The sequence below is a fragment of the Exiguobacterium sp. UBA5002 genome (assembly GCF_002396765.1).
Lineage (GTDB): Bacteria > Bacillota > Bacilli > Exiguobacteriales > Exiguobacteriaceae > Exiguobacterium_A.
In genome coordinates this window covers 57210-83987 of record NZ_DGYQ01000021.1, presented here as the reverse complement: position 1 = coordinate 83987, position 26778 = coordinate 57210, and the positions used below count along the sequence as shown (strand labels likewise).

General features: G+C 47.4%; 27 protein-coding genes. 21 read left to right on the top strand and 6 right to left on the bottom strand.

Translation table 11 applies throughout. The annotated features are described in order from the left end of the window. Positions 1-12 precede the first annotated feature (12 nt). The gene (locus B4C70_RS05740; RefSeq protein ID WP_023467431.1) at positions 13-174 is read right to left on the bottom strand and encodes a YqzM family protein; all 162 of its coding nucleotides are present in this window, start codon (positions 172-174) and stop codon (positions 13-15) included. Between the two features lie 100 nt (positions 175-274). On the opposite strand from B4C70_RS05740, the gene holA reads away from it, so the two are divergent. Both holA and B4C70_RS05730 read left to right on the top strand, forming a co-directional pair. After that, a complete protein-coding gene (gene holA / locus B4C70_RS05735; RefSeq protein ID WP_023467432.1) occupies positions 275-1276 on the top strand; it encodes a DNA polymerase III subunit delta in 1002 nt (333 codons plus the stop codon). Positions 1277-1289: 13 nt separating this feature from the next. Next, entirely contained in the window at positions 1290-1733 is a 444-nt protein-coding gene (locus B4C70_RS05730) for a GNAT family N-acetyltransferase (RefSeq protein ID WP_290777473.1), read from the top strand. A gap of 326 nt (positions 1734-2059) precedes the next feature. Here the strand turns inward: B4C70_RS05730 and rpsT are convergent, their stop codons facing one another. Then, the gene (rpsT, locus tag B4C70_RS05725) at positions 2060-2320 is read right to left on the bottom strand and encodes a 30S ribosomal protein S20 (RefSeq protein WP_023467434.1); all 261 of its coding nucleotides are present in this window, start codon (positions 2318-2320) and stop codon (positions 2060-2062) included. Between the two features lie 232 nt (positions 2321-2552). Here rpsT and lepA point away from each other — a divergent pair, with 232 nt between their 5' ends. The 15 genes from lepA to B4C70_RS05650 all read left to right on the top strand — a co-directional run bounded on the left by lepA (position 2553) and on the right by B4C70_RS05650 (position 19823). After that, the gene (lepA, locus tag B4C70_RS05720; RefSeq protein ID WP_023467435.1) at positions 2553-4376 is read left to right on the top strand and encodes a translation elongation factor 4; all 1824 of its coding nucleotides are present in this window, start codon (positions 2553-2555) and stop codon (positions 4374-4376) included. A 58-nt stretch (positions 4377-4434) separates the two neighbouring features. Then, complete coding sequence (hemW, locus tag B4C70_RS05715) at positions 4435-5580, top strand: radical SAM family heme chaperone HemW (protein WP_290777471.1); 1146 nt, start codon at positions 4435-4437, stop codon at positions 5578-5580. A 316-nt stretch (positions 5581-5896) separates the two neighbouring features. Further along, positions 5897-6931 carry a heat-inducible transcriptional repressor HrcA gene (gene hrcA / locus B4C70_RS05710; protein ID WP_064300341.1) on the top strand — a complete coding sequence of 345 codons (1035 nt, stop codon included), beginning with the start codon at positions 5897-5899 and terminating at the stop codon, positions 6929-6931. A gap of 24 nt (positions 6932-6955) precedes the next feature. Then, positions 6956-7513, top strand: coding sequence for a nucleotide exchange factor GrpE (gene grpE / locus B4C70_RS05705; protein ID WP_023467440.1), 558 nt, complete (start codon positions 6956-6958; stop codon positions 7511-7513). Positions 7514-7561: 48 nt separating this feature from the next. Further along, positions 7562-9388 carry a molecular chaperone DnaK gene (dnaK, locus tag B4C70_RS05700; RefSeq protein WP_290777468.1) on the top strand — a complete coding sequence of 609 codons (1827 nt, stop codon included), beginning with the start codon at positions 7562-7564 and terminating at the stop codon, positions 9386-9388. A 132-nt stretch (positions 9389-9520) separates the two neighbouring features. Continuing rightward, positions 9521-10627 (top strand): molecular chaperone DnaJ, encoded by a 1107-nt coding sequence (gene dnaJ, locus B4C70_RS05695; protein WP_290777466.1) that lies wholly within the window; start codon positions 9521-9523, stop codon positions 10625-10627. A gap of 25 nt (positions 10628-10652) precedes the next feature. Beyond that, positions 10653-11600, top strand: coding sequence for a 50S ribosomal protein L11 methyltransferase (prmA, locus tag B4C70_RS05690; RefSeq protein ID WP_029341002.1), 948 nt, complete (start codon positions 10653-10655; stop codon positions 11598-11600). 4 nt (positions 11601-11604) lie between these two features. Beyond that, positions 11605-12351, top strand: coding sequence for a 16S rRNA (uracil(1498)-N(3))-methyltransferase (locus B4C70_RS05685; RefSeq protein ID WP_214854793.1), 747 nt, complete (start codon positions 11605-11607; stop codon positions 12349-12351). Between the two features lie 5 nt (positions 12352-12356). Continuing rightward, a complete protein-coding gene (gene mtaB / locus B4C70_RS05680) occupies positions 12357-13691 on the top strand; it encodes a tRNA (N(6)-L-threonylcarbamoyladenosine(37)-C(2))-methylthiotransferase MtaB (RefSeq protein WP_023467445.1) in 1335 nt (444 codons plus the stop codon). Between the two features lie 107 nt (positions 13692-13798). Next, entirely contained in the window at positions 13799-14494 is a 696-nt protein-coding gene (gene rluF, locus B4C70_RS05675) for a 23S rRNA pseudouridine(2604) synthase RluF (RefSeq protein WP_290777463.1), read from the top strand. 54 nt (positions 14495-14548) lie between these two features. After that, on the top strand, positions 14549-15424 hold the full coding sequence (gene rarD / locus B4C70_RS05670; RefSeq protein WP_290777461.1) for an EamA family transporter RarD: 876 nt from the start codon (positions 14549-14551) through the stop codon (positions 15422-15424). Between the two features lie 16 nt (positions 15425-15440). Next, positions 15441-16325 (top strand): EamA family transporter RarD, encoded by an 885-nt coding sequence (rarD, locus tag B4C70_RS05665; RefSeq protein WP_290777459.1) that lies wholly within the window; start codon positions 15441-15443, stop codon positions 16323-16325. Between the two features lie 76 nt (positions 16326-16401). Then, complete coding sequence (deoC, locus tag B4C70_RS05660; protein ID WP_023467449.1) at positions 16402-17067, top strand: deoxyribose-phosphate aldolase; 666 nt, start codon at positions 16402-16404, stop codon at positions 17065-17067. Positions 17068-17202: 135 nt separating this feature from the next. Next, positions 17203-18177, top strand: a complete 975-nt coding sequence (locus tag B4C70_RS05655; RefSeq protein WP_290777457.1) for a BMP family lipoprotein — start codon at positions 17203-17205, stop codon at positions 18175-18177. Beyond that, a complete protein-coding gene (locus B4C70_RS05650) occupies positions 18174-19823 on the top strand; it encodes a methyl-accepting chemotaxis protein (protein WP_290777455.1) in 1650 nt (549 codons plus the stop codon). The genes B4C70_RS05655 and B4C70_RS05650 overlap by 4 nt, the downstream gene beginning before the upstream one ends. A gap of 64 nt (positions 19824-19887) precedes the next feature. On the opposite strand, the gene B4C70_RS05645 is transcribed toward B4C70_RS05650, so the two are convergent. Together B4C70_RS05645 and B4C70_RS05640 are read right to left on the bottom strand one after the other, a co-directional pair. Continuing rightward, a complete protein-coding gene (locus B4C70_RS05645; protein ID WP_058704808.1) occupies positions 19888-21135 on the bottom strand; it encodes a murein hydrolase activator EnvC family protein in 1248 nt (415 codons plus the stop codon). A 334-nt stretch (positions 21136-21469) separates the two neighbouring features. Continuing rightward, complete coding sequence (locus B4C70_RS05640; protein WP_290777451.1) at positions 21470-22219, bottom strand: SDR family NAD(P)-dependent oxidoreductase; 750 nt, start codon at positions 22217-22219, stop codon at positions 21470-21472. 136 nt (positions 22220-22355) lie between these two features. Here B4C70_RS05640 and B4C70_RS05635 point away from each other — a divergent pair, with 136 nt between their 5' ends. The 3 genes from B4C70_RS05635 (at position 22356) to B4C70_RS05625 (ending at position 24128) form a co-directional block, all read left to right on the top strand. Next, complete coding sequence (locus tag B4C70_RS05635; protein ID WP_029341012.1) at positions 22356-22790, top strand: YkvA family protein; 435 nt, start codon at positions 22356-22358, stop codon at positions 22788-22790. Positions 22791-22921: 131 nt separating this feature from the next. Continuing rightward, positions 22922-23485: a DedA family protein gene (locus tag B4C70_RS05630; RefSeq protein WP_290777449.1), complete on the top strand. Its 564-nt coding sequence runs from the start codon at positions 22922-22924 to the stop codon at positions 23483-23485. Positions 23486-23498: 13 nt separating this feature from the next. Further along, positions 23499-24128 carry an HAD family hydrolase gene (locus tag B4C70_RS05625; protein WP_290777447.1) on the top strand — a complete coding sequence of 210 codons (630 nt, stop codon included), beginning with the start codon at positions 23499-23501 and terminating at the stop codon, positions 24126-24128. Positions 24129-24214: 86 nt separating this feature from the next. Here B4C70_RS05625 and B4C70_RS05620 read toward each other — a convergent pair whose 3' ends face one another. Continuing rightward, the gene (locus B4C70_RS05620) at positions 24215-25273 is read right to left on the bottom strand and encodes a PTS transporter subunit IIC (RefSeq protein ID WP_290777445.1); all 1059 of its coding nucleotides are present in this window, start codon (positions 25271-25273) and stop codon (positions 24215-24217) included. 188 nt (positions 25274-25461) lie between these two features. On the opposite strand from B4C70_RS05620, the gene B4C70_RS05615 reads away from it, so the two are divergent. Beyond that, complete coding sequence (locus tag B4C70_RS05615; protein WP_223041452.1) at positions 25462-26457, top strand: NADP-dependent oxidoreductase; 996 nt, start codon at positions 25462-25464, stop codon at positions 26455-26457. A 58-nt stretch (positions 26458-26515) separates the two neighbouring features. Here the strand turns inward: B4C70_RS05615 and B4C70_RS05610 are convergent, their stop codons facing one another. After that, a complete protein-coding gene (locus tag B4C70_RS05610) occupies positions 26516-26701 on the bottom strand; it encodes a hypothetical protein (RefSeq protein WP_290777442.1) in 186 nt (61 codons plus the stop codon). Positions 26702-26778 lie beyond the last annotated feature (77 nt).

Below are 26778 nucleotides of genomic sequence, written 5' to 3'. Positions count from 1 at the left end.
CTGTTTTACTGATTATAGACTTAAGAACTTAATTGCGACACCGATGATGAACAAGACTGCGAAGAAGCCGAATGATGCACCAAAACCAACGGCAGAGTCGAGCGCATCGTTGCGTTTTGATTGAATATCGTTCTCGAACGCATTTTCACTTGGTGGGCGTACTGAATGTGCCATGCTGCATTCCCCCTTAATAGATTCCGCTTCTAGTATAGCGGAATAAAAGAGGATTATCTATGATGAAGTTAAGAACAAACTGTGAAATGTGGTGGGAATGATGAAAACTCCTTGGCTCGTCAACGGAAAATTAGCGAATTTATACTTATTATATGGAACAGAACGACACTTGTTAGAAGAATGGGAACGTGAAATCGTAAAAGCGGCTCTTCCGGACGGAGAACGCTTTGATTATATGAAAATCGATTTGAACGACCAACCGCTTGATGCGGTACTCGATGAAGCGGAGACGGTACCCTTTTTAAGCGACTACCGTGTCGTCGTTGCAAAACCTGCAACGTTTCTGACAGGAGCGAAAGATAAAAAACAACATAATCTCGAACGGTTAGCAGATTATATCCTACAACCGGCAGACTACGCGGTCGTTGTCTTGATCGTCGAAGCAGAAAAGCTCGATGAACGAAAAACCGTCGTCAAACGATTGAAGGAGCGCGCGACGGTACTAGAGGCAAAAAAACCGACGACCGAAGAGTTGTTCCGCTTCGTTCTGGATGCTGTCAACGACAAAGGATACCGGATGGAACGTCCGGCAATCGAGCGACTCATTTTCTTGACTGCTGAGATGTGGGGAACATTAGCCCATGAACTTGAGAAGTTGATGTTGTTTGCAGGGGACCGACCAACAATCGAAATCGAGGATGTCGATTTGCTTGTTCCGCGGACATTAGAGGACAACGTCTTTCAATTAACGGACTACTTGATGAAGCGTCAACTCGAACCAGCGATCCGCTTGATTCGCGACCTTGAAAAACAAGGACAGGAAGTGTTGGCTCTCCTTGGACTGATGGCACGCCAATACCGGATGATGTTGCTGTCGAAACGATTAGCAGAACAAGGATACGGAGAACGACAAATCGCATCAAAAGTCGGAGCTCATCCGTATGCGATCAAATTGGCACTCCAGTCTGCCAAACGGTTTACGTTTGCGCAGCTCGAGCAAGCACTCATCGCCATCACGACGACAGATGAAGGTATGAAAACAGGACGCGGTGATAAGAAGATTCTATTCGATGCGTTGATCGTTCGCTTAGCGACGCTATAAGAGGAGGCAGACGATGATGGAAGTCCAGATCATTACAGCAGAAGAGGTCATCCCATTACGGCATGATGTGTTACGTCCGCATCAACCACGTGAAGCATGTATCTACCCAGACGATGCCTTGCCATCGACGTTTCATCTCGGCGGGATAAAAGCACAACAAATCGTTGCAATCGGTAGTTTCTCGGAACAATCGCATGCACAAGCGCCGGGAGCGACGTATCAGCTTCGTGGTATGGCGTCGAGTGAAGAGGTGCGTGGTGAAGGGTATGGTCGGGCGCTGATCGAAGAAGCCCGTCGTCTATTGAAAGAACGACAAGTGACAGCATGGTGGTGTAACGCCCGCGTCACGGCACTTCCTTTTTATGAGCGTCTTGGACTAGAACGTGTTGGAGAACCGTTCCTCATTGAAGGGATCGGTCTTCACTATGTCATGATCGATCGTCTAGACGACAAGTAAGACAATAAAAGGATCGACTCGAAAGTCAGTTTTCACAAAGATAAAAGTGGCAGATGAGTATTCTGCCACCTTTATCTCGTGACAAAAAGAATGACGCGTTTCACGCCACTCCTACAGGAAAAAGCGCATCTTTGCGCTGTCAGAGACAAACAAGACCCGCTTTCCTGCTTGAATAAGGCAGGAAAGTTGGCTTGTGTCTCGCCTGAGGAAAGGGCGTGAACTGACGCGTCATTCTTTTTTGAGCCAACCTTTTTTAAATCCTATAAAAAAATCGCCACTGGAGAACCCTCCTAGTGGCGACCCATCACCGTATTCTTCGGAAAGAATTAAAGTGCGTTTACGAGTTTAGCGAGACGTGATTTGTCACGACCAGCTTTGTTGCTGTGGATGAGACCTTTAGCAGCAGCTTTGTCGATTTTTTTAGAAGCTGTAGCGAAAGCAAGGACCGCTTGGTCTTTGTTACCTTCAGCTGCGAAAGTTTCGACTGCTTTAATCGCTGAACGCATTGCCGATTTACGTTGTACGTTAGCGACGCGGCGTTTTTCAGCTGTTTTAACGCGTTTGATTGCTGATTTAATGTTAGCCATGGATGATTCACCTCCAATAAAACTCATTCGAGATTTATATTCGCATATCTGCAGTTATCGTTCAACAGAACAAACACAATTGTAGCAAACGTTTTTCTTAAAAGCAATACGACGTCTAGGGAATCTTCACATTTTGTTTTTCGGGTAAAACAAAACGAGATAGTACAGTGAAGCGCTTTTTGGTATAATGAACCGTATGTACGTTTGAAAATAAGGTAAGGTGACTCTAAACATGACGAATGAAGACCGTTTAAAGCGGCAGAAGAGTATTCGTAACTTCTCGATCATTGCCCATATCGATCACGGGAAGTCGACACTCGCTGACCGAATTTTAGAAAAAACTGGCGCGTTGACATCGCGCGAAATGAAAGATCAGACACTTGATGCCATGGATCTTGAACGTGAGCGTGGCATCACGATTAAACTCAACGCTGTTCAATTGAAGTATACAGCAAAAGATGGGGAAGACTACATTCTTCACCTCATTGATACACCTGGACACGTCGACTTCACATATGAAGTCTCGCGTTCACTTGCAGCTTGTGAAGGGGCTGTCCTCGTCGTCGATGCGGCGCAAGGAATCGAAGCGCAGACGCTTGCGAACGTTTACTTAGCACTCGACAACGATCTCGAAATCCTTCCGATCATTAACAAAATCGATTTACCTTCTGCGGATGTCGAACGCGTCCGTCAAGAAATCGAAGATGTCATCGGACTCGATGCGTCTGAAGCCGTTCCGACATCCGCGAAAGCCGGAATCGGGATCGAAGAAATTTTGGAGCAAATCGTCGAGAAAGTACCAGCGCCGACGGGTGATCCGTCTGCACCACTCGAAGCATTGATCTTTGACTCCTATTATGACGCTTACCGTGGTGTCGTAGCATCGATTCGAATCGTCAACGGAACAGTTAAAGTCGGCGATAAGATTCGGATGATGTCGACAGGCAAGGACTTTGAGGTTCTGGAACTTGCCGTTGCCACACCAAAACCATTACGTCAGCAAGAATTGACGGTCGGTGATGTTGGGACGTTGTCTGCTTCGATCAAAACGGTCGGCGACGTACGTGTCGGGGATACGATTACGCTTGCGAAACAGCCGGCTACTGAAGCACTGCCAGGATACCGTAAGATGAATCCAATGGTATACTGTGGACTCTATCCAATCGATGCTGCGAAATACAACGATTTACGAGAAGCGCTTGAAAAACTACAACTCAGTGACGCGGCGCTTGAGTTCGAACCAGAGACATCACAAGCACTCGGATTCGGATTCCGTTGTGGATTCCTCGGGATGCTCCACATGGAAATCATCCAGGAACGCATCGAACGTGAATTCAACATCGATATGATTACGACGGCACCATCGGTTATCTATCACGTGACGACGACAGCGGGTGAAGTCTTGCACGTCGATAACCCATCGAAGATGCCGGATCAGCAAAAAGTCGAATTCATCGAAGAGCCGTTCGTTAAGGCTGCTGTCATGACACCAAATGACTACGTCGGTGCGATCATGGAGTTGTGCCAGAAGAAGCGTGGGACATTCGTTGACATGCAATATATCGATACGACACGTGTCAAAATCACGTATGAGTTACCGTTATCTGAGATCGTCTACGACTTCTTCGATCAGTTGAAATCGAGTACGAAAGGGTATGCGTCACTTGATTATGAATTGATCGGCTACCAACAGTCGCGTCTCGTCAAGATGGACATCCTGCTCAACAACGAGAACGTCGATGCGCTCAGCTTCATCGTTCACCGTGACTTTGCGTACGAACGCGGGAAAGTCATCGTTGATAAGTTGAAAGAATTGATTCCGCGGATGCAGTTCGAAGTGCCGATCCAGGCCGCTGTCGGAACGAAGATCGTTGCTCGTTCGACGATCAAGGCATTACGGAAGAACGTTCTCGCGAAATGTTACGGGGGAGATATCTCTCGGAAACGGAAGTTGCTCGAGAAGCAAAAAGAAGGTAAGAAACGCATGAAGATGGTAGGCTCAGTAGAGGTACCGCAAGAAGCCTTCATGTCCGTTCTATCCATGGACGAAGATTAAACAGGTGGGGGGCGCTTGCGTCCCCTTTTTGGTTTTTATAGAGAAAGGATGAGGCGAAATGGGAATACGCGCCGCATATGTCCACATCCCTTTTTGTGAACATATTTGTTATTACTGTGATTTCAATAAAGTCTTTTTAAAGAATCAGCCCGTCGATGAATACCTCGATGCGCTCGAACGCGAAATCGAACTGACCTTGAAACAATACCCGACGGATCATCTCGAGACGATCTTCATCGGTGGCGGCACACCGACCGCTTTAAATGAACCACAGATGCAACGGTTGATGGAAATCATCCAGAAACACTTGTTGCCCCTGACAGGCGATGATTTAGAGTATACGGTCGAGTCGAATCCGGACGGTGTATCAGAAGAGAAGCTCGATATCATGAAGGCGGGCGGTGTCAATCGCGTCAGTTTTGGTGTCCAATCGTTTGATGACGGTTTGCTCGAACGCATCGGTCGGACGCACCGGGAAGCGAAAGTCGCGCAGACGCTCGACGCAGCAGCGAAGCGGTTCGATAACATCTCCGTCGACTTGATGTTCGGCTTACCGAATCAGACGCTCGATCAGGTCCGCTACGACGTCACGCGGGCACTTCAATTACCGATCACGCATATCTCCTCTTATTCGTTGATTTTAGAACCGCACACGGTCTTTGCGATTCAAGAGCGAAAAGGAAAGTTACCGCTACCGACGCAAGATCTCGAGGCAGAGATGTATCAAGTGATGATTGATACGATCGAAGCAGGTGGATATGCGCAGTATGAGATCTCGAACTTCGCGCAAACAGGAAAAGAGAGTCGTCATAATCGCGTCTACTGGGAAAACGATGAGTACTACGGATTCGGTGCAGGATCACACAGCTACATCAATCAGACGCGTCGTGCGAACATCGCACCAATTCCGCACTATATCAAGGCGGAAGGGTTACCGGTTCGAAAAGAGACGCCGTTGACGAACGTAGAGCGGATGGAAGAAGAAATGTTCCTTGGACTTCGAATGAAGGATGGCGTATCACTCGAACGTTTCCAGACGAAATATGGAGTAGCGTTTAAAGATGTGTTTGGTGAAGTCATGAAACGTTTATTGCCAAACGGTCTCGTCGAACAGACGGAGACACATATCCGTTTAACGCCTGCTGGGATTCCGTTAGCGAACGAAGTCTTTGCGGAGTTCATCGGTGAAGCGCAGGTTCAATGAATCTTGAATAAATGAAAAGAAGCGGTGTTCCCTTAAAAAAAAGGAATACCGCTTCTTTTCATTTTTTGGATTTCCTTAAAAAATAGGCAGTCGTTCCGATGACCGCGATGAACAGCCAGACAAAGACTCCTGCCATTGCCAATAATTCAATCATCCGATTCATCCTTTCCGTTCTTTGTTTCACTGTATCGCAGAATGGGAAACTGTTCAAAGGGTCACGCAATTCGGTTGACATCGGACGGACAATTCCTTATAGTAAAAGATGTAATTAGCACTCGTTAAAAGTGAGTGCTAACAAAATAAGGTGGTGAAGAAGGTGCTGACGGATCGTCAATTGTTGATTTTACGTGCAATCGTCGATGATTACATCAAGACTGCTCAACCCGTCGGCTCACGGACGCTCTCCAAGCGAGACGACGTGACGTTCAGTTCCGCGACCATTCGTAACGAGATGGCGGACCTCGAAGAGATGGGTCTGATTGAAAAGCCACACACTTCCGCAGGACGGATTCCTTCCGAACTCGGATATCGTTTTTATGTCGACCATCTGATTCGTCCGGAAAGCATCACACCAAAAGAAGCGCAGGCATTGAAATCACTCTTTGCCCATTCCGTGAATGAGAATGATCGGTTGATTCGGCACACAGCAGACCTGTTGAGCGATTTAACCCATTACACGACGCTTGTACTTGGACCAAAAGAAGAAGGACAACGCTTGCATCATCTGGAATTGATTCCTCTTGCCGAAGGTCGTGTCGTCATCGTTCTCGTCACGGAGACGGGACATGTCGAACACAAGACCTTGCAATTGAGTCAAGCGTTGTCCCAGGAAGCAGCGAGCCGACTGATGGAACGTCTGAATCAGACGTTACGCGGTACGCCGCTCTCAGCCTTGCGCAGTCGTCTGCTCGAGGAAATCCGTCGCTTCCGTTCAGAGCATTCTGAACAGACGGTGTTGCTTTCGAAGGCACTTGATCTCGTCTTGACGGATCAAGAGGAGCGACCGTTCATCTATCTGGGCGGGAAAGCCAACATGTTCGATCAGCCTGAATTTCAGGACGTCGCAAAACTACGACCTGTTCTCGAGTTGATCGAACAGCAAGAAGCCGTTCTCGACTTCCTACGACCGAATCTCGATAATCAAATCCTGATCACGATCGGGAGTGAGAACAATGTGGATGCATTAAAAGATTGTAGCGTCATCCGGGCCCATTATTCGGTCGACGGTGTCTCGATCGGGACACTCGCCTTGATCGGACCGAAACGGATGGATTACAACCGGGGAATCAACTCGATCATCCATCTACTTCAAGCATTCCAAACCGAATTGCATAAGAACAATTTGGATTGAATATAGAAAGGGGCTCGATTCAGAGTGGAAGAAAAAGAACAGAATCAAAACCTCCAACAAGAAGAAAACGTGACAGAGCCGACTGAAACCGTCGAAGTCACAGAAGAAGAAGTCATTCAAGCGGATCTCGTCGAAGACGAGAAACCAGACTTCGAAGCACAACTCGCAGAAGCAAAAGCTTCAGAATTACGCCTCCGTGCGGATTTTGAGAACTTCAAACGCCGCAACCGTGTCGAAGCAGAGAATCGCGCGAAGTATTCTTCACAAGCGATCGTCGAAAAGCTATTGCCACTCGTCGATAACTTGGATCGTGCGCTCCAAATCGAGACGGAAAACGAAGAAACGAAATCCGTCTTGACGGGTGTTGAGATGGTGAAACGTCAACTCGTCGAAACGCTTCAAAATGAAGGCGTCGTCGAGATTCCAGCTGTCGGTGAAGCATTCGATCCGAACTTACACCAAGCAGTCGTTCAAGAAGCGAGCGAAGAACACGAATCAGGTGTCGTCATCGCTGAATTCCAAAAAGGGTACAAATTGCACGATCGTGTGATTCGTCCGAGTATGGTTAAAGTAGCTGAGTAATCAGCTTGCAATTTATTATTCCAATCATTGAAAGCGAGGAAATAGATCATGGCAAAAATCATCGGTATTGACTTAGGTACAACGAACTCATGTGTTGCAGTAATGGAAGGTGGCGAACCAGTCGTCATCGCTAACGCAGAAGGAAACCGTACGACACCATCTGTCGTCGCATTCAAAAACGGCGAGCGTCAAGTAGGGGAAGTCGCAAAACGTCAAGCGATCACGAACCCGAACACGATCATGTCAATCAAGCGTCATATGGGTACGGACTATAAAGTAGAAGTTGAAGGCAAAGACTACACACCACAAGAAGTCTCTGCGATCATCCTTCAAAAACTAAAAGCGCAAGCAGAAGACTACCTCGGTGAAAAAGTCACAGAAGCTGTCATCACAGTACCTGCTTACTTCAACGATGCAGAACGCCAAGCGACAAAAGACGCTGGTACGATTGCTGGTCTTGATGTAAAACGGATCATCAACGAGCCTACAGCGGCAGCACTCGCATACGGTCTCGAAAAAGGCGAAGATCACACGATCCTCATTTATGACCTTGGTGGCGGTACGTTCGACGTGTCGATCCTTGAACTCGGTGATGGCGTCTTTGAAGTTGTTTCAACTGCTGGTGACAGCCGTCTTGGTGGAGATGATTTCGACCAAAAAATCATCGACCATCTCGTAGCAGAATTCAAAAAAGAAAACGGCATCGATCTTGCTCAAGATAAGATGGCGCTTCAACGTTTGAAAGATGCAGCTGAAAAAGCGAAAAAAGACCTTTCAGGTGTTTCTTCAACACAAATCAGTCTTCCGTTCATCACAGCTGGCGCATCAGGTCCACTTCACTTGGAAATGACACTTTCACGCGCGAAATTCGACGATCTTACAGCAGATCTCGTTGAACGTACGATGGAACCAACACGCCGTGCTATGAACGATGCAGGTCTGACACCAGACAAAATCGACAAAATCATCCTCGTTGGTGGTTCGACTCGTATTCCTGCAGTTCAAAAAGCAATCCAAGACTTCACTGGTAAAGAATCGTTCAAAGGGGTTAACCCGGATGAAGTCGTTGCCCTCGGTGCAGCGGTTCAAGGTGGCGTGTTGACAGGAGACGTTAAAGACGTCGTTCTTCTCGACGTAACTCCACTCTCACTCGGTATCGAGACAATGGGTGGCGTGATGACGAAATTGATCGATCGTAACACAACGATCCCAACTTCGAAATCACAAGTCTTCTCGACTGCAGCAGACAGCCAACCAGCTGTTGACATCCACGTCCTCCAAGGGGAACGTCCAATGGCAGCAGATAACAAAACACTTGGTCGCTTCCAATTGACGGACATTCCACCAGCACCACGTGGTGTGCCACAAATCGAAGTTAAATTCGACATCGACGCGAACGGTATCGTTAACGTTTCTGCGAAAGATCTCGGAACGAACAAAGAACAGTCGATCACGATCCAATCATCAAGCGGTTTGACTGAAGCGGATATCGAGCAAATGGTCAAAGATGCAGAAGCAAACGCGGACGCAGACAACAAGCGTAAAGAAGAAGTCGAATTACGCAACGAAGCAGACCAACTCGTCTTCGCAACAGATAAAGCAATTAAAGACCTCGGTGAGCAAGTCGCTGACGCTGATAAAGAAAAAGCAGAAGCTGCAAAAGAAAAAGTAACAAAAGCTCTCGAAGGAACAGACATCGAAGCAATCCGTTCTGCAAAAGACGAATTGTCGACAGTCGTCCAAGAGTTGACACAAAAAGTCTACGAGAACATGGCACAGCAACAAGCTGGCGCTGAAGGCGCACAAGCTGGTAGCCAAGACGACGACGTCATGGACGCTGAGTTCGAAGAAGTCGACGAGAAAGACAACAAGTAATTCATCCGACCGATTTTTCGGGCGCTAGAGAGAGCCAAAGCGTATCCGCGCTTTGGCTCTTTCCATGTCGCACGAAGTTCGGTAAAATCAAACAGTATGAAATGAATCGGAATAGAGAGAGGAAGACTGCACGTGGAAAAACGCGATTATTATGAAGTACTAGGCGTCGCGCGCGATGCCTCATCAGCGGAAATCAAACGCGCGTACCGTAAGCTTGCCCGGACGTACCACCCAGACGTCAATAAGGAAGCCGATGCGGATGCAAAATTTAAGGAACTATCGGAAGCGTATGAAGTGTTATCCGATGACAATAAACGAGCACGTTACGACCAATTCGGTCACCAAGATCCATCACAAGGTGGCGGTGGATTCAGTGGAGCAGAAGGATTCGGCGATATCTTTGACATGTTCTTCGGTGGCGGACGTCGTCAAGATCCAAACGCACCACGTAAAGGACAGGATTTACAATACGTCGAGGAAATCGACTTCATGGAATCGGTCACAGGCGTCGAGAAGACGATCACGATTCCAGTCGAAGAAGATTGCGGTACTTGTCATGGTTCAGGTGCTAAACCAGGAACACATCCGGAAACATGTAAACGATGCGGTGGTTCGGGGCATATCAACGTCGAACAAAACACGATGTTCGGTCGTGTCGTCAACCAAACGACATGTTCGACATGTCATGGCCGTGGACAAATCGTCAAGGAGCCATGTGAAACATGTCGTGGAGCCGGTCGCGTTCGTAAAAACAAAGATGTCCGTGTCAAAATTCCAGCAGGGATCGACAATGGGCAACAAATCCGCTTAGCAGGAAAAGGGGAAGCCGGTGTCAACGGTGGACCAGCGGGTGACTTGTATGTCGTCGTTCGTGTCGCAGCACATGAATTGTTCGAACGTGTCAACGATCATATCGTCATGGATATGCCACTGACATTCGCGCAAGCAACACTTGGCGATGAGATCGAAGTGCCAACTGTTCACGGTAAGGTCAGTCTGAAGATTCCAGCCGGAACACAGACAGGATCACGATTCCGTCTCCGCGGAAAAGGGATGCCGAACGTTCGGTCCGGTCACCATGGCGACCAGTACGTCAATGTCGTCGTCATTACACCGAAGAATCTGACGGAACGTCAAAAAGAACTCTTACGGGAATTCAATGAAATTAGCGATGAAAAAGGTGTCGAAGAGCAACACGAAGGTGTCTTCAGCCGGATCAAGACATTCTTTACAGGGTGATCACTACAGAGGAGCGTGACAAGAAATGAAATGGTCAGAGATCTGTGTCCATACGACACAAGAAGCCATCGAAGCAGTTTCAAACATCTTACATGAAGCGGGAGCAAGCGGAGTCGTCATCGAGGACGTCGAAGATTTCGAGATGATGTCCCACCGCGAAGATAACTTCGGTGAAATTTGGGATGAGACGAAACGAGACGAGTATCCGACACAAGGTGTACTCGTGAAGGCGTATCTTGCAGAAAGCAGCGATTTGACGGACACGATCAAAGGCATCGAACATGACATCCAACAGTTGACGAACTTCGGTCTGTCGATTGGCACGGGTGCTGTCACGCTGACTCAAGTAGATGAAGAAGATTGGGCTCATTCATGGAAACAATTCTATAAGCCAGTCAAGATCAGTCGCCATTTGACGGTCGTCCCGATGTGGGAAGACTACACGCCACAGCCGGATGAAAAAATCATCGAGCTCGATCCAGGTATGGCATTCGGAACGGGAACACACCCGACGACGGTTCTCTGTATTCAAGCGATTGAGAACTACTTGCAAGAGCAAGACCGTGTCGTCGATGTCGGAACGGGATCCGGTGTCCTCGCGATTGCAGCAGCGAAGCTTGGAGCAAAGGATGTCTTTGCACTCGATTTAGACGAAGTCGCTGTCAAATCAGCGACGGAAAACGTCGCTTTGAACGAAGTCAGTGAGCAGATCACGGTTCGCCAAGGCGACTTGATGAAGGAATTGAGTGAGCCGGTCGAGTTGATCGTCGCGAACATCTTAGCGGAAGTCATCCTCCTTTTCGTCAAGGATGCCTATACTTTGACGTTACCAGGTGGTCATTTCATCGCTTCCGGTATCATTAGTCAGAAGAAGGATATGGTCGTCCAAGCGATGCAAGAAGCAGGATTTACGATCGTCGAGACGACGAAGCTTGAGGACTGGGTCGCGATCATCGCGAAACGGGAGGCGTAAACACATGCAACGGTATTTCGTCGAGCCCTCGATGCGTCAGGGAGATGTGTTTCATCTCCCGAAAGACGACGCACACCATATGAAAAACGTCATGCGGATGGAAGTCGGCGGAGAGATTCTCGTACTCGACGGGACAGGTCTTTACCGGTGCCGTCTGGAAGCACTCGATAAACAAGCGGCTTCTGCCCGGATCGAAGAGACTCTACCGATCGAGACGGAATTACCGATTCGTGTGACGATCGCCCATGGATTGCCAAAAGGCGATAAGATCGAACTCGTTGCCCAAAAAGCAACGGAACTCGGGATTCATCACCTACGGATTTTCGAAGCCGACCGTTCCGTCTCGAAATGGGATCAAAAGAAGGTTCCGAAAAAGATTGAACGACTCGAAAAAATCGTCAAGGAAGCAGCGGAACAATCGTACCGTGCCCACTTGCCGACAGTCGACTTCGTGGCGTATGATGAAGTCTTACAGGATGCATCGAACTATACGGCTTGTCTGGTTGCCTATGAAGAATCAGCAAAACAAGGGGAGGCCTCCGTCCTCGCTACGACGCTTGCTGGGCTGCAAGAGGGTGATTCCCTTCTTGTCGTCATCGGACCTGAAGGTGGGTTCGCTGAAGCAGAAATCGCACGTTTGACGGATGCCGGTTTTAAAAAAGCCGCTCTAGGGCGCCGCATCTTACGGACGGAAACGGCACCATTTTATGTCCTTTCCGCTGTCTCGTATCATTTTGAATTGAAAGGGTGAACGAAATGGCAACTGTTGCCTTTCAAACGCTTGGCTGTAAAGTCAACCATTACGAAACAGAAGCTGTATGGCAACTGTTCAAGGACGCTGGATACGCACGCGTTGATTTTGCTGATCATGCGGACGTGTATGTCGTCAATACATGTACGGTCACGAATACCGGAGATAAGAAAAGTCGCCAAGTCATCCGACGGGCGATTCGCCAAAATCCGGATAGTGTCATCTGCGTAACGGGTTGTTATGCTCAAACGTCTCCTGCTGAGATCATGGCGATTCCTGGCGTCGATGTCGTCGTCGGAACACAAGATCGGCATAAAATGATTGGATACATCGAACAATTCCGTGAAGAACGCATGCCAATCAATGCGGTCGGAAACATCATGAAAGCCAAAGTCTATGAAGAACTGGATGTACCGGCCTTTACGGACCGGACACGGGCTTCGCTGAAAATTCAAGAAGGTTGTAACAACTTCTGTACGTTCTGTATCATCCCATGGGCGCGTGGTCTCATGCGGTCTCGTCAACCGGAAGATGTCTTGAAGCAAGCACAACAGCTCGTTGATGCGGGTTACAAAGAAATCGTCTTGACGGGAATCCATACAGGTGGATACGGTGAAGACTTGAAAGACTACAACTTAGCGAAACTACTTAAAGCACTTGAATCCGTTAATGGACTTGAACGCTTACGGATTTCGTCGATCGAAGCGAGTCAAATCACGGACGAGGTACTCGATGTCCTGAAGGACTCACCGATCGTCGTTCGTCACTTGCACGTTCCGATCCAGTCTGCATCCGATACGGTCCTTCGCCGGATGCGTCGTAAATATACGATGGCGGAATTCGGAGAACGGATCACGCGTCTGAAGGAAGTCCTGCCTGACTGTGCGATCACGTCGGATGTCATCGTTGGTTTCCCAGGCGAGACGGAAGAAGAGTTCATGGAAACGTTCAACTTCATCAATGATCATAAGTTCAGTGAATTGCATGTCTTCCCGTACTCGAAACGGACGGGAACACCGGCTGCGATGATGGACGATCAAGTCGAGGAATCAATCAAAGAAGAACGCGTCGCGCGTTTGATTGCCTTATCGGATCAACTCGCGAAGGAATATGCTTCGAAATATGAGGGAGAACTGCTTGAAATCATTCCGGAAGAATTTTCGGAAGAAGCAGGCGGTCGTCTCGTCGGTTACACGGATAACTATCTACGTGTCGCAATCGAAGGCGATGAGTCAATGATCGGACAACTCGTTCGTGTCAAAATCACGAAAGCGGGCTATCCGATGAACGATGGTCAATTCGTCCGCATCATGCAGACACTTAAAGACGCTGCAGTCTAATCGAAAGGGCAAAGGGAACCCCTGGTTTTCTTTGCCACTTTTTTTGTTTTCATTTCAGGAATGCGCTACACTGAATACAGTTCAATTAAGGAAAGAGGACATCATTCATGCGAATCAACAAATTCATTAGCGAAACGGGCTTTTGCTCAAGGCGTGCTGCCGATAAATTAGTCGAAGCAGGTCGTGTAACGATCAACGGTCTGACAGCAGAACTCGGCTCGCAAGCTGAAGAGACGGACGTCGTCGAAATCGACGGTCAGCCGCTCCAAACGAAGCCAAAACCTGTATACATCGTCTTAAATAAACCAGTCGGCATCACGTGTACGACAGAGCTTGACATCGAAGGAAACATCATCGATTTCGTCAACCATCCGAAGCGGATTTTCCCGATTGGTCGTCTCGATAAAGATTCAGACGGCTTGATTCTTTTGACGAATGACGGTGATGTCGTCAACCGGATCCTTCGAGCAGAAAACAATCACGATAAGGAATATATCGTGACCGTTGATGCACCAATCACGGATACGTTCATTCAAGGTATGGCGAGTGGTGTCGACATTCTCGGTACGACGACGAAGGAATGTATCGTTGAGCCGCTCGAGACACGGACGTTCCGGATCATTTTGACGCAAGGATTAAATCGTCAGATTCGCCGTATGTGTAAAGAGTTCGGCTATCGGGTCAAACGTCTGCAACGCGTTCGGATCATGAATATCGAGCTCGGCGATTTACCGATCGGTTCTTGGCGTGATTTGACAGAAGAGGAATTACGCGAATTGTTTACGACGCTTGATGGGCAATAAGGTTCAATGAAAGTCGCCACCCGGCGGCTTTCTTCTTACATAAGGGGGATGACCGTGGATAAACGGGGTATGAGTGCGACATTCGTCGCCTACGTGATTGGTGGACTGTTGCCGATCTACAAAGTATTTGCTGCTGGTATTCCAGCATGGACGGTCGTTTCAATTCGGATATTGAGTGCGTTCATCTTCGTGACGTTGTTACTACGCCTGACGAAGAAATTCCAATTCGTTCGTCAATTATGGCAAAACAAACGCCAGCGCTATACCGTGCTTGCGGCAGGGCTCGTATTAGGTGGGAACTGGTCGCTCTATCTGTATGCCATCGGGGAAGGCTATATCGTTGAGTCGTCACTCGGGTATTACATCAATCCGCTCGTCAGCGTCTTGTTCGGCCTGATCTTTTTTAAAGAACGATTGACGCGTCCGCAAGTGATCGCGATTTTATCAGCAATCACCGGTGTGATGATTTTAACGCTCGGTTATGGTCAATTTCCGATCATCGCCTTCTCACTTGCCGTTTCGTTCGCGTTTTACGGTGTACTAAAGAAAAAGGCAGCAGCCGAACCATTATCCGGATTATTTTTAGAGACACTCGTCACGCTTCCGTTCGCTCTCTTGACGCTTGGTGTGACAGATAGTCAACCGCTTGCGATGCCGACGAGTGCATTGATTGCGATCATCATGCTCGGAATCGCAACAGCAATCCAATTGATGTTATTCGGATACGGAATGCCGAAAATCCCGTTTGTCTACGTCGGGATTCTCCAATACATTGCCCCGACGCTGACGCTGCTCCTTGGAATTTATCTATTTAATGACGTCTTTACGACGATTCACTTCATCGCTTTCCTGTTCATTTGGATTGCTGTTGCTCTCTTTACGATCAGCGGTTTATCGGCAGGAAAGATGCGAATGAAGAAGGTATCATAATGAAAGAAGGGATTACGTGAATCTACCAGGATTCTTTGCGACACTTGTCGCGTATATCATTTGGGGACTCTTACCGCTCTACTGGAAGATGCTCGCCAATGTACCGAGTGAAGAGATACTGGCTCATCGCATCATCTGGTCATTCTTATTTCTGCTCATCTTATTATCATTTCAAAAAGCACTTGGGAAGTGGAAGACGGCGCTGCGCGATCCGTTCACGCGCCGACTCTTTTTCTTAAACGGACTGATCATAAGTCTGAACTGGTTCATCTATATCTGGGCCGTCAATCATCAATTCATTGTCGAAGCGTCGCTTGGTTATTACATCAATCCGCTTGTCAGCATCGTCTTTGGTGTCTTCTTCTTTCGCGAAAAGCTTTCACGGATCGAATGGATCTCGATTGTTCTTGCAACGATCGGTGTCTTGATTTTGACGATTGGCTACGGCGAGTTTCCGTGGATTTCGATCGCGCTTGCCTTAAGCTTCGGCTTTTATGGCGTCGTCAAAAAGCGACGACCGCTCGAATCAACGGTCAGTCTGACGCTCGAGACGATGGCGCCGCTTCCGCTGGCTTTGATTTTCCTAGGGTATTGGCAAGTACAAGGGACGTCTTCGATGACCGAATCTGTCGGTACGACGACCGGACTTATCTTGACCGGGATCGTCACCGCTGTTCCACTTTTGTTATTCGGATTCGGGGCACAACGGATTCCATTCACGTGGGTCGGGTTCCTCCAATTCGTCGCACCGACCTTGTCACTTGGACTCGGTGTATTGCTCTATCACGAGCCGTTTACTAAAACGCACATGGTGGCGTTTACATGTATTTGGACAGCAGCGATCGTCTTTACGCTCAATGGTGTCTGGATTCGGAAAAAACAGCTCCGAAAAGTCGCGTAAAAAGATAGAAGTCTGACCTCTTGCGTGATAGAATAAAAACAGAGTCTAAGGGATACCCTTAAGGAGGACAACAAACATGAATTTAGCAGGAATGATCGACCATACGGCACTGAAGCCAGAAACATCACGTGCTCAGATCGAAACACTCTGTAAAGAAGCATTAGAATACAAATTTGCAAGCGTCTGTGTTAACCCAACATACGTCGCGCTAGCAGCAGAACTCTTAAAATCAGATGATGACGTCAAAGTATGTACAGTCATCGGCTTCCCACTTGGAGCAAACACACCAGAAGTGAAAGCATTCGAAACAAAAGATGCGATCCAAAACGGTGCAACAGAAATCGATATGGTTCTCAACATCGGTGCGTTAAAAGATGGCGACCTTGAGTTAGTAGAACGTGACATTCGTGCGGTTGTCGAAGCGGCAAACGGTACACTCGTTAAAGTCATCTTCGAAAACTGCCTTCTTACAAAAGAAGAAATCAAAACAGCTGCTGAACTTTCAGTTAAAGCAGGTGCTAACTTCGTGAAAACATCGACTGGTTTCTCAACAGGTGGTGCAACTGTCGAAGACATCCGTCTCATGCGTGAGACAGTTGGTCCTGACATCGGTGTTAAAGCATCTGGTGGCGTTCGTGACTTCGAAGGTGCAAAAGCAATGATCGATGCAGGTGCATCACGCATTGGTGCATCAGCAGGAATCGCAATCGTTACAGGTGGTACATCTGATAGCGATTACTAAGAATATCTGACATGTCCCTCTTTTTTAGAGGGGCATTTTTTTGTTATGGGACTATTCTGAATTTAAATTTTGTATTAAGAAGTCAGACATCGCTTCCGATAATCAGATGTAGAATGTCGGAAGGATGTGGAATGAATGAAACGGTGGAGCGGAATCATACTGGCATCGACACTTAGCCTCGCAGGGTGCGGCAGTGTCATTGATGATCCAGAACGGGCAGTCAAGGAGCGAAAAGAAATGGCAGTCGTCTTGTCGGACGTTGGTCTTGGCGATCAATCATTCAGCGATGCGGCGATGAGCGGTATGGCGTTGTTACGGGAGAAGGAAGGTTGGTCAATCGATTACCGAGAGTTGAACGAAACGAAGACCTATAAAGTAGCATTCGAAGTGTTGGCGAAAAAGAAACCGACCGTCATCGTCGGACTCGGATTCATGGGGCAGACGGATCTTGAAACGGTTGCAAAAAAATATCCGAAACAACAATTCGCCTTGATTGATGCTGTATCGACGTTACCGAACGTACTCTCGGTTACGTTCAAAGAGGACGAAGGAAGCTATTTAGCGGGTGCGGCTGCAGGTATCCAAACGAAGACGAATACGATTGGTTTCGTCGGTGGGATGAAGTCGCCGCTGATCGAGAAGTTTGAAAAGGGATACATAGCTGGCGCTAAAGCCGTCAATCCAAAAACGAAAGTACTCGTCGAATATGCAGAGGACTTTGCAGCTCCGGAAAAGGGACGGACGCTCGCAAACGAAATGATGCAGAAAAAGGCAGACGTATTATACGCAGCTGCTGGATTGACGGGAAGCGGTGTCCTGGAGGCAGCGCAAACGAAAGGAAAAAAAGCGATTGGTGTCGATAGCGATCAAACCCCGATCGCACCTGACGCTGTCATGACGTCAATGCTAAAACAAGTTGATCTTGCGATTACGAAAATCGGACAAGGTGTGGCTGCGAAGGGTCTACAGTCCGGACAAGTCGTCCTGGGTGTCAAAGAAGGGGCAATCCAGTTGGCGCCAATCCGAAACACGAACTTTACGGACGGGGAACGAAAAAAATTAGAGCAGCTACAACAAGACGTGCTCGAAGGTAAGGTGACGATCCAATGACGTTACGGAAACGATTTTTACTCTCCACGTTAGTGACGATTTTGAGTGTCGTCATCTTGATGGGATGGACCTTGTTCCAACTGCGTCAAATTCAGTCCTACAACGAAGATTACGGGAAACAACTCGTTGAGATCTCAGAGCTTGAAACGAAGCTCTTATACGAACAGGCAGCATGGAACCGACTGGCAAGCCAACCGTCTGAAAGTCAGGCGGAGCAAGTACAGGCACTTAGTAAAAAGAACGAACAAGCCTTGAATCAGCTACAGAAGACATATTTGATTCCAGCATTTCAAGAAGAGTTGAACCGGGCGGATATGAAATACAAGACGCTCGCTGCGAAACGGACGGAACTGACGGACGCAATGAATCCGATTGAGATTCGTTCCCATGCCGCACGAATCGAAGGTGTCCTCAGTGATCTCTACACGTTACATACGAAAAATGGAGAGTTTTATGATGTCTTACAACGTGAAGCGAAAGACGAGACATTGAATTTGACACGGACCGTATTGATTGCGACATTCATTCTCCTGATTGGTCTTGCGTTATACAACTGGTACTTCGCACGTAGCATCACACGACCGATCAGCCGTGTCGTTCGGACAGCAGAACAGATTTCGGACGGAGACTTATCGCAGGAATTAGTCGTATCCGGTCGAAAAGATGAGATTGGTCGACTCGAGACAGCGGTTGCGCAGATGCAAGGAACATTGCATGAGGTCATCGGAACGATCAGTCGTTCGTCGAATACGATTCGTCAGATGAGTACGGAAGCAACGACAGAGAACGCAAACATCGTTGAAGTTTCTGGCAACATGACCCATGCGATCAATGAAATGGCAAGTGGTACTCAAACGGTGTCGGACGATATCCAGACGACAGTCAGTACGATGTCCGATATGCAACAGCTCTTTGAAGAGAGTGAACAACGCGCGCAAACCGCTTATGCAGAAGGACAGGCGGCCGATCACGTGATGGTTCAAAGTAGTTCCGTCATGGAACAGCAAGCACGGTCACTTCGCGCGTCAACAGAACAAAATCGCGAACTTGGTCAGAAACTGGAAGGTTTCTTAGAACAGACGCAACAAATCGAACAGATGGCGCAACTCGTCGCCGGAGTTTCCGCGCAGACGAATTTATTGTCACTCAATGCGGCCATCGAGGCGGCACGGGCTGGAGAAGCCGGTCGTGGATTTGCCGTCGTGGCAAGTGAAGTTAAAAAGTTAGCGGATGAGACAAATGAGGCGACGCGTTCGATCTTCTCACTCGTTCGTTCGATTCGTCAGGACGGGGCTGTCTTACAAGAAGCACTTGTGCAAGCGGAGCGGGAGCAGACGAATCAGGTCGAGAACTTTACGCACGTCCAGCAAGCTTTTGGTGAGACACGTCAAAAGGTAGCAAGTGTGACGGAAACGCTCGATTACGTGACGAAACAACTCGTACATTCGAAACAGCAAGCCCGCCATGTCGTTGGTCAAGTCAGTACAGTCAGTGGTGTCATGGAAGAACTTGCAGCCGGAAATGAAGAGATCGCTGCTTCGATGCGTGATCAACAGGCCTCGTTCGAACAGATTCATCAATTGATGCAAGAACTCGAATCGACGACGACGTCGCTTGACAGTCAGACACATCAATTCAAAATTTAATGAACACAGCAAAAAGTGCACGCCTTCTTGGGAAGAGAAGGCGTGCACTTTTTCTTGAATCGACTTAGAAGAAGCTTTCTGGATCGAGCTCATTCGTCCGTCCATTCGCATCATACTGGTATCCACCATCGTGGATTTCAAAATGCAAGTGTGGACCAGTCGAGTTACCGGTGCTTCCGAGAACACCGATTTGCTGTCCTTGTTTGACTTGTTGTCCCTGTTTAACGTTTAAGGCATTCATATGGGCATACACGGTCGTATATGTTTTCCCGTCGATATTATGAGAAATATAGACGTGGTTGCCGTAAGGACCACCTGAACTTGCTAAGATGACTGTCCCGCTTGCAGATGCAACGATTGGCGAGTTGAGTGGACCAGCGAAGTCGGTTCCGTTGTGGTACGCATAACCATTACTTCCGCTTGCTGCACCCATTCCTTGCGAAACAGAACCTTGAGCAGGTTTGATGAATTTACCTTTTGCTTTTGAGATGACTTTCGTGCTGGCTTGACTGACTGATGCTGGTGCTGCGGATTGTTTCGCGGCTTTTGCGGCAGCTGCCTTTGCTGCTCGTGCTGCTGCTTTTTCAGCTGCTTCCTGTGCCTTCAGTTGGGCCGATGCCTCTTTCAGGCTGAGGATGTTGGATTCGATTTTTTTCTTTTGCGACGTCAAACGTTTCAACAGTGCTGTGCGTTTTTGTTTTTCTTGTTTTAGTTCACGTTGTTTCTTTTTTAAAACATTACGATCTTCAATCAAGTCTTGGCGTGTCTGCTTCAGTTCTTCTTTCGCAGCTGCCAGTTCCTTTTTGTTTGATTCGTAATCTTTTAACAAAGAAGCATCGCTTTCCGCAATCGTATTGAAGGCATTGAAACGGCTAATCATATCACCGACATCTTTTGCACCGAAGACGGCTTCAAGTAGAGGGGCATTATCGGCTTTAGACTGACGAACCGCCAGACGATCACCGAGCATTTTTTCTTGTTTCTTGATTTTCTTTTGCAACTTCTCAATCTTATCTTCTAATCGAGCAATCTGTTTCGTGTTTTCGTCGATTTTCTTTTGATTCTCGACGACTTGTAATGTCAGCCCGTTAATCTGTTGATCCAGGGCGTAGACTTGTTGCTGTGCTTTAGATAATTGATTATTTTTTTGAGACAACGCCTCGCGTTGCTTCGATTGTTGTTGCTGGTTTTGTTGTTGCTTTTCTTTATATGAACTTGCCGCGTCGACGGGAGTTGTCGTCATGAGCGGACTTGCGAGTAAAGTGAGTGTCATGAGCGATAGCCCGAGTGACTTTCCGAAAGGTCGTTTCATAAACTAAGCGTCATTCCTTTCCCTTGTAAAGTGTTACCTTTCCCACTCTAACAAGAAAATCGGAAAATCCACTTTACAATTCTTTTAAAAAAATACAAGAGAAGCTAGCAGAAAGTATGAAGAATTTATGAAAATAATGATGCGTGAACAGAAGGATAAATAGAAAATGTTGATATGAAGGGAAAAATCATTGTGTAATTGATTGATTTCCGAATGATGTCAGAAGATATATTTTTGTAACATCGTATAAATAGAAGGTTTATTAATGTTTGAAAAAGGTATAAATATAGTTTTTATAAAATGAAAAAGTGCCCCGAAAGGCACTCCATCCGCATCATTCTTCATAAATCATCTTTCGTGTCATCCCACCGTCTAGGATCAATGTTTCGCCCGTCAAGAAGTCGTTATCTGGATGCGTTAGATAAAGAGCTGCACGTGCGACATCACTTGGTTTTCCGACGCGACCAGCTGGATGCTGACTATGGTCTTCAGGTGATAATTCTTGATAGTCACCGGTTTCGATCCAACCCGGAGCAATCGCGTTGACAAGAATTCCGTCTTCCCCGAGTGAGACAGCAAGTGCATGGGTCAGTGCAAAAATGCCACCTTTCGTCGATGCATACGATTCTGTATGCGGTTCCGACATGAAGGCGCGTGTCGAAGCGAGGTTGACGATCCGACCACCACTTTTACTTTGTTTTAAATAGGGTGTAGCCGCCTTGGTCGTTAAAAAGATACTACGCAGGTTCGTATGATGAACCCGATCCCATTCCTCAAGCGATAATTCAAGTAGCGGTTTTCGGATCATGATACCGGCATTATTAATGACAATATCGATGCGACCAGTATGTTCAATCGCTTTCTCAATCAACAGTTGAACGTCTTTTTCGTGTTGGATATCGAGGTGATAGAAGTAAGCCGTCCCTCCATCTTCTTCGATTTGTTGGACCAGTTCGTCTCCTGTCATCTGATCGATGTCAGCAAGAACGACATTTGCGCCATGCGCAGCGTAGGTGCGGGCGAGTTCTGCACCAATTCCATTCGCGGCTCCCGTAATGATGACGGTTTGATTAACATGATTCATAAAAATCATCCTTTCTGTAACGCTTCTCTCCCTTTTTTACCGTTCCATCATATCCTGAAACCTGACAGGATTATCATCCGTAGGAACAGGGAAATAGAAAAGCGTTGAAGTTACTTTAGAATGGGGGAAAATAGGAATGAAATTCTCGAATCAACAATTAGAAAAACAACAAAATCAATATGCCGAAGATGCAAAAGATTATATCGATCGCCCGAAAAAGACGAACTCGCTGTTACAACGAGCAACTGCAAAGGTAAACGGTAACTCTCGTTTGTCCGTCGTCTTCTCACCGTTGACGTTGTTCGTCGATATGATTCGCGCGTATCAGTCAGGTGAATATCGCAACATTCGTCGTACAACGATCTTAAAAGTAATCGGCGCGTTGATTTACCTCGTGTCACCGATTGACCTCGTACCTGATTTTGTACTCGGATTCGGTTTCGCAGACGATATCGCGGTCATCCTCTTCGTCACGAAAACAGTCTTCGAAGAATTGACACGTTTCAGCGACTGGCAGGATGAACAACAAAAGCGTCGTACACAACCAGTACAAAGTGAGGACGCGTATTAATTAAATTAGATGATCCGAGCGACTTCACACCAGAAGTCGCTCTTCTTTGTCCACAAAGAGCCGTTTCCTGTACGCCTTCTTGAAATTTCGATACACTAGAAATAGTTGGTAAAGAGAGAGGAGGGACGAAGATGGGACATCACTGGATGGAATCATACGGTTATATTGGAATCATGATGACGCTCATGTTTCCATTCATACCGAGCGAAGTACCGCTCGCGTATGCCGGATATCTCGTGCATACCGCACAGGCGAATCTTTTATTCATGTTGTTCCTCGCTGTAGTGAGCTTCGTCATTAGTCAGAACCTCTTCTTTACGATTGGTCAGTTCGGGAGTGAACGGTTATTGAATCGTTTGTTCAAATGGTTTCGGATTTCGGAAACAAAAATGCTTCAGTTTCAGACACAAATGGAGACGAAGGGACGCTATATCCTTCTTCTGTCTCCAATGTGGCGGATCGGATTTGCAATTGGTGCCGGTCTGACTGGTGTTTCACGCTGGACGTTTACCGTCGTGACGACGATTTCCTTTTTCCTTTGGTCAGCGATCTTCATTTGGGGCGGGAAAGCCGTCGGGCATGAATGGCGAAAATTGCACCATCTCAATCATCCAATCGTTTGGATTGGTTTAGGTGTGTTGATTACGGTTGGCTACTTGATTCAAAAAAAGAAAAAAGCAAAAAAAGAGATCTAAAAGGAGTGGGAACATGGCAATTATCTTATTCGATATTGACGGTACATTGATCGATTCAACGGAACAGATGACAGAAGCAATCCATCGGGCGATGGAGGACATGCCGCATCTTCCAAAACCTTCTCAAGCAAGTGTACAAGCAAGCTATGGTTTAGCAGGAAGTGCCTTTTGGCGTAAGGCGATTCCGGAAGCCTCAGAAGAGGATATTCGGTTGATTCGTAAAAAAAGACATGGTCATCTAGAAGTGACGATGGCAGAACAGAACGTCTTGTTCGACGGAATTCGATCTTTATTAGAAGCGCTAGTGTCTGCGGGACATACCATTTCAACTGCGAGTAATTGTGGCAACCACTATCTAAACCTTGTGCTGGATAGCCAAGACATTCGTTCGTTCTTCACGAGTCCGAAATGCTTGGAATCCGTCAACGGGAAAGAAAAGGCGGATATCTTGCGAGCGCACCGTGAGGAGTTTGGGGAAGAGTCCTACTGGATGATCGGGGATCGGTCTTCCGATGTTGAAGCGGCCCGTAAGGAAAAGATGCCGGTCGTCTTATGCCAGTACGGTTTTGGAACACAATCCGAGTGGGATTCGGCGGATCATGTCATCGAAACACCGCTTGACTTACTATCAGTAATCAAATAAATGTACTAAAAAGCCAAGCTCGATCCGTCTATTTTTTAGACGGTCGGCTTGGCTTTTTTTGTGCTAAAAGAGCGATTACGATGAACTTACTCGAAATCCAGTCGGTATGGCTCTGCACTCATCCATGGACGGAATCTTCGGAAGAGTAGGTGGAACAATAGACAAAGTATGACCGGTAAGACGATGAATAATCCCAAAACGAATGTCATGTTAAACACTGTCCAGCCTCCTGACATCAGATGTAACGCATTGATCGGACCGATTAATCCAGACATTCCGAAACCGGCACTGAACGGTGTACCTTGGACGCCGAGCATTCCTGCTAGTGCGCCAAGGATAGCAGCACTACACATGACAGGAAGAATCATCAAGGGATTACGGATGAAGTTCGCCATCTGGATTTTAGGAGAACCAAGAAAGTGAGCAATCGACGTTCCGCGCGAATTGGCCTGCCATCCGGCAATTGCAAGACCGAATCCGGCGGCACAGACGCCTAGATTTGCAGCTCCGGCGGCAACACCCGACAAACTGATGGCTGTAGCAATACCGACCGTTGAAAGCGGAGAGACGATCAGTACGGAAAAAGTAATCGCAATCAGAATACCCATTAAGACAGGTTGAAGTGCTGTAAAGTCTGAGATGACATGTCCGATCGCTGTCGTGATCCGTGTCACGAACGGATACGTCAATACACCAATCCCACCGGCACCGACAATCAAAATCGTTGGCATGACAAGCACCGTATACGTCTTGAAACGTTCACCGATCAATAAGACGATTGCCGTCGCAACAGCTGCCGTCAGTCCGGCATTGATGACGTCACCCGTACCGACGAAGACGAACGTCGCATCTGCACGAGTCGCAACACCTGAGCCAACGACCGTCGCGAGTCCAATCGAGGTGGTGGCAATCGGTGTCACTTTAAATTGCATGGCTACGGCAACACCAATCACCATCGGCAAAAGGCGCATCGCGAGTGTGGTGGCATCTAAAACATGTTGGGCTCCGGACGCATATGGCAACAATGCCTTAGCGAGTTCACCGAGTAGTGCTCCTGGAATAAGGGCAACGAGAATTCCGATACTGAGTCCGTTTAAAACATGAACGGCAAATTGACGTGGCTGACGCAAAATAGATGAATCCATACAAGTCCTCTCCTTATGTAACGCTTTTGTGCATAACAGTATAAAAGTTATGAATTGTGTTTTATCTTACGGTAAGAACAGAAGGACGTCAAGGAAAAGTTAGAAAATTCCAAACAAGCAAAGGATTCGTCTTTCAGAAACGGAATTGTTACAGTGAAGAAGTATATTGAATGAGGAGGTCATGAATCATGTCAGAACAACGTATCGTATTAGCAGCACGACCAGACGGAAAACCAACAGGGGAAACATTCCGCTATGAATCATTTGAGTTAGCAGAGCTGAAGGAAGGACAAGTCGCATTAGAGTCACTCTATATCTCGGTCGATCCATACATGCGGGGTCGTATGAACGATGCACGTTCTTATTCGCAACCATTTGAGATTGATGAACCGATTCACGGAGGTGTCGTAGCACGTGTCATCGAGTCTAAAAGTGAAGGTCTCAAGTCAGGTGATGTCGTTGTCGGGATGCTCGATTGGGCAACAAAAGCAGTCGTCGATGCGAAAACCGTTCGTAAAATCGATGAGCAGATTGCACCGATTTCAACAGCACTCGGTGTTCTCGGAATGACAGGGATGACAGCGTATTTCGGATTGCTTGATATCGGGAATCCACAACCAGGGGAAACGGTCGTCGTATCGGCAGCAGCGGGGGCTGTTGGATCGATCGTTGGTCAAATCGCTAAAATCAAAGGCGCACGTGTCGTCGGAATCGCAGGAAGTGACGAAAAGCTACAACACTTAAAAGCAGATCTTGGTTTTGATGAAGTCATCAATTATAAAACGGAAGACATCCGGGAAGCGTTAGACCGGACATGTCCAGACGGCATCGATGTCTACTTTGAAAACGTCGGTGGGGAAATCGGTGATGCAGTCCTGGATCGACTCAATCCATTCGCACGGGTACCAGTCTGCGGTGCCATTTCCGGTTATAACGCACAACAGGACATTGGTCCACGTGTTCAATCGAAATTAATCATCGCGCGTGCGCGCATGCAAGGTTTCTTAGTGGGCGATTATGGCAAACGATTCAAGGAAGCGGCTGAGCAGCTCGGTCAATGGGTTAGTGAAGGGAAGTTACAATACGAAGAGACGATCTTTGAAGGATTCGATCGTGTACCAGATGCTTTCCTCGGATTGTTTGATGGGTCGAACACGGGGAAACTATTAGTAAAAGTGAAGTAAACATGCCAAAAGAGGTTGCGGAATCATTTCCGCAACCTCTTTTTCTATGGCGTAAGATTCATGAATCTTTTCGATCGCGCTCGAGCTCTTCAGGATCAGGATCCGGATGTTGTGTCTCCGCAGGCTTGATGCCGGGATCGGATGTCTCAGCTGGATCAGGATCCGGGTGAAGACCAACGTCTGCCTTTTCATCTGGTAAATCTGCCTTTTCATCTGGTAAATCATGATTTTTTTCGTTTAACATGTCCAGTCATCTCCTTTTATCAGTACGTAGTAATGTTTCCCCGTTTTTTAAATACAAAACAATCAGGGTGCATAGGA

Bases quoted from the DNA above. Each gene is read 5' to 3' on its own strand.
- B4C70_RS05740 (WP_023467431.1), bottom strand. From the start codon at position 174: ATGGCACATTCAGTACGCCCACCAAGTGAAAATGCGTTCGAGAACGAT.
- holA (WP_023467432.1), top strand. From the start codon at position 275: ATGAAAACTCCTTGGCTCGTCAACGGAAAATTAGCGAATTTATACTTA.
- B4C70_RS05730 (WP_290777473.1), top strand. From the start codon at position 1,290: ATGATGGAAGTCCAGATCATTACAGCAGAAGAGGTCATCCCATTACGG.
- rpsT (WP_023467434.1), bottom strand. From the start codon at position 2,320: ATGGCTAACATTAAATCAGCAATCAAACGCGTTAAAACAGCTGAAAAA.
- lepA (WP_023467435.1), top strand. From the start codon at position 2,553: ATGACGAATGAAGACCGTTTAAAGCGGCAGAAGAGTATTCGTAACTTC.
- hemW (WP_290777471.1), top strand. From the start codon at position 4,435: ATGGGAATACGCGCCGCATATGTCCACATCCCTTTTTGTGAACATATT.
- dnaK (WP_290777468.1), top strand. From the start codon at position 7,562: ATGGCAAAAATCATCGGTATTGACTTAGGTACAACGAACTCATGTGTT.
- prmA (WP_029341002.1), top strand. From the start codon at position 10,653: ATGAAATGGTCAGAGATCTGTGTCCATACGACACAAGAAGCCATCGAA.
- B4C70_RS05685 (WP_214854793.1), top strand. From the start codon at position 11,605: ATGCAACGGTATTTCGTCGAGCCCTCGATGCGTCAGGGAGATGTGTTT.
- mtaB (WP_023467445.1), top strand. From the start codon at position 12,357: ATGGCAACTGTTGCCTTTCAAACGCTTGGCTGTAAAGTCAACCATTAC.
- rluF (WP_290777463.1), top strand. From the start codon at position 13,799: ATGCGAATCAACAAATTCATTAGCGAAACGGGCTTTTGCTCAAGGCGT.
- deoC (WP_023467449.1), top strand. From the start codon at position 16,402: ATGAATTTAGCAGGAATGATCGACCATACGGCACTGAAGCCAGAAACA.
- B4C70_RS05655 (WP_290777457.1), top strand. From the start codon at position 17,203: ATGAAACGGTGGAGCGGAATCATACTGGCATCGACACTTAGCCTCGCA.
- B4C70_RS05650 (WP_290777455.1), top strand. From the start codon at position 18,174: ATGACGTTACGGAAACGATTTTTACTCTCCACGTTAGTGACGATTTTG.
- B4C70_RS05645 (WP_058704808.1), bottom strand. From the start codon at position 21,135: ATGAAACGACCTTTCGGAAAGTCACTCGGGCTATCGCTCATGACACTC.
- B4C70_RS05640 (WP_290777451.1), bottom strand. From the start codon at position 22,219: ATGAATCATGTTAATCAAACCGTCATCATTACGGGAGCCGCGAATGGA.
- B4C70_RS05635 (WP_029341012.1), top strand. From the start codon at position 22,356: ATGAAATTCTCGAATCAACAATTAGAAAAACAACAAAATCAATATGCC.
- B4C70_RS05630 (WP_290777449.1), top strand. From the start codon at position 22,922: ATGGGACATCACTGGATGGAATCATACGGTTATATTGGAATCATGATG.
- B4C70_RS05625 (WP_290777447.1), top strand. From the start codon at position 23,499: ATGGCAATTATCTTATTCGATATTGACGGTACATTGATCGATTCAACG.
- B4C70_RS05620 (WP_290777445.1), bottom strand. From the start codon at position 25,273: ATGGATTCATCTATTTTGCGTCAGCCACGTCAATTTGCCGTTCATGTT.
- B4C70_RS05615 (WP_223041452.1), top strand. From the start codon at position 25,462: ATGTCAGAACAACGTATCGTATTAGCAGCACGACCAGACGGAAAACCA.
- B4C70_RS05610 (WP_290777442.1), bottom strand. From the start codon at position 26,701: ATGTTAAACGAAAAAAATCATGATTTACCAGATGAAAAGGCAGATTTA.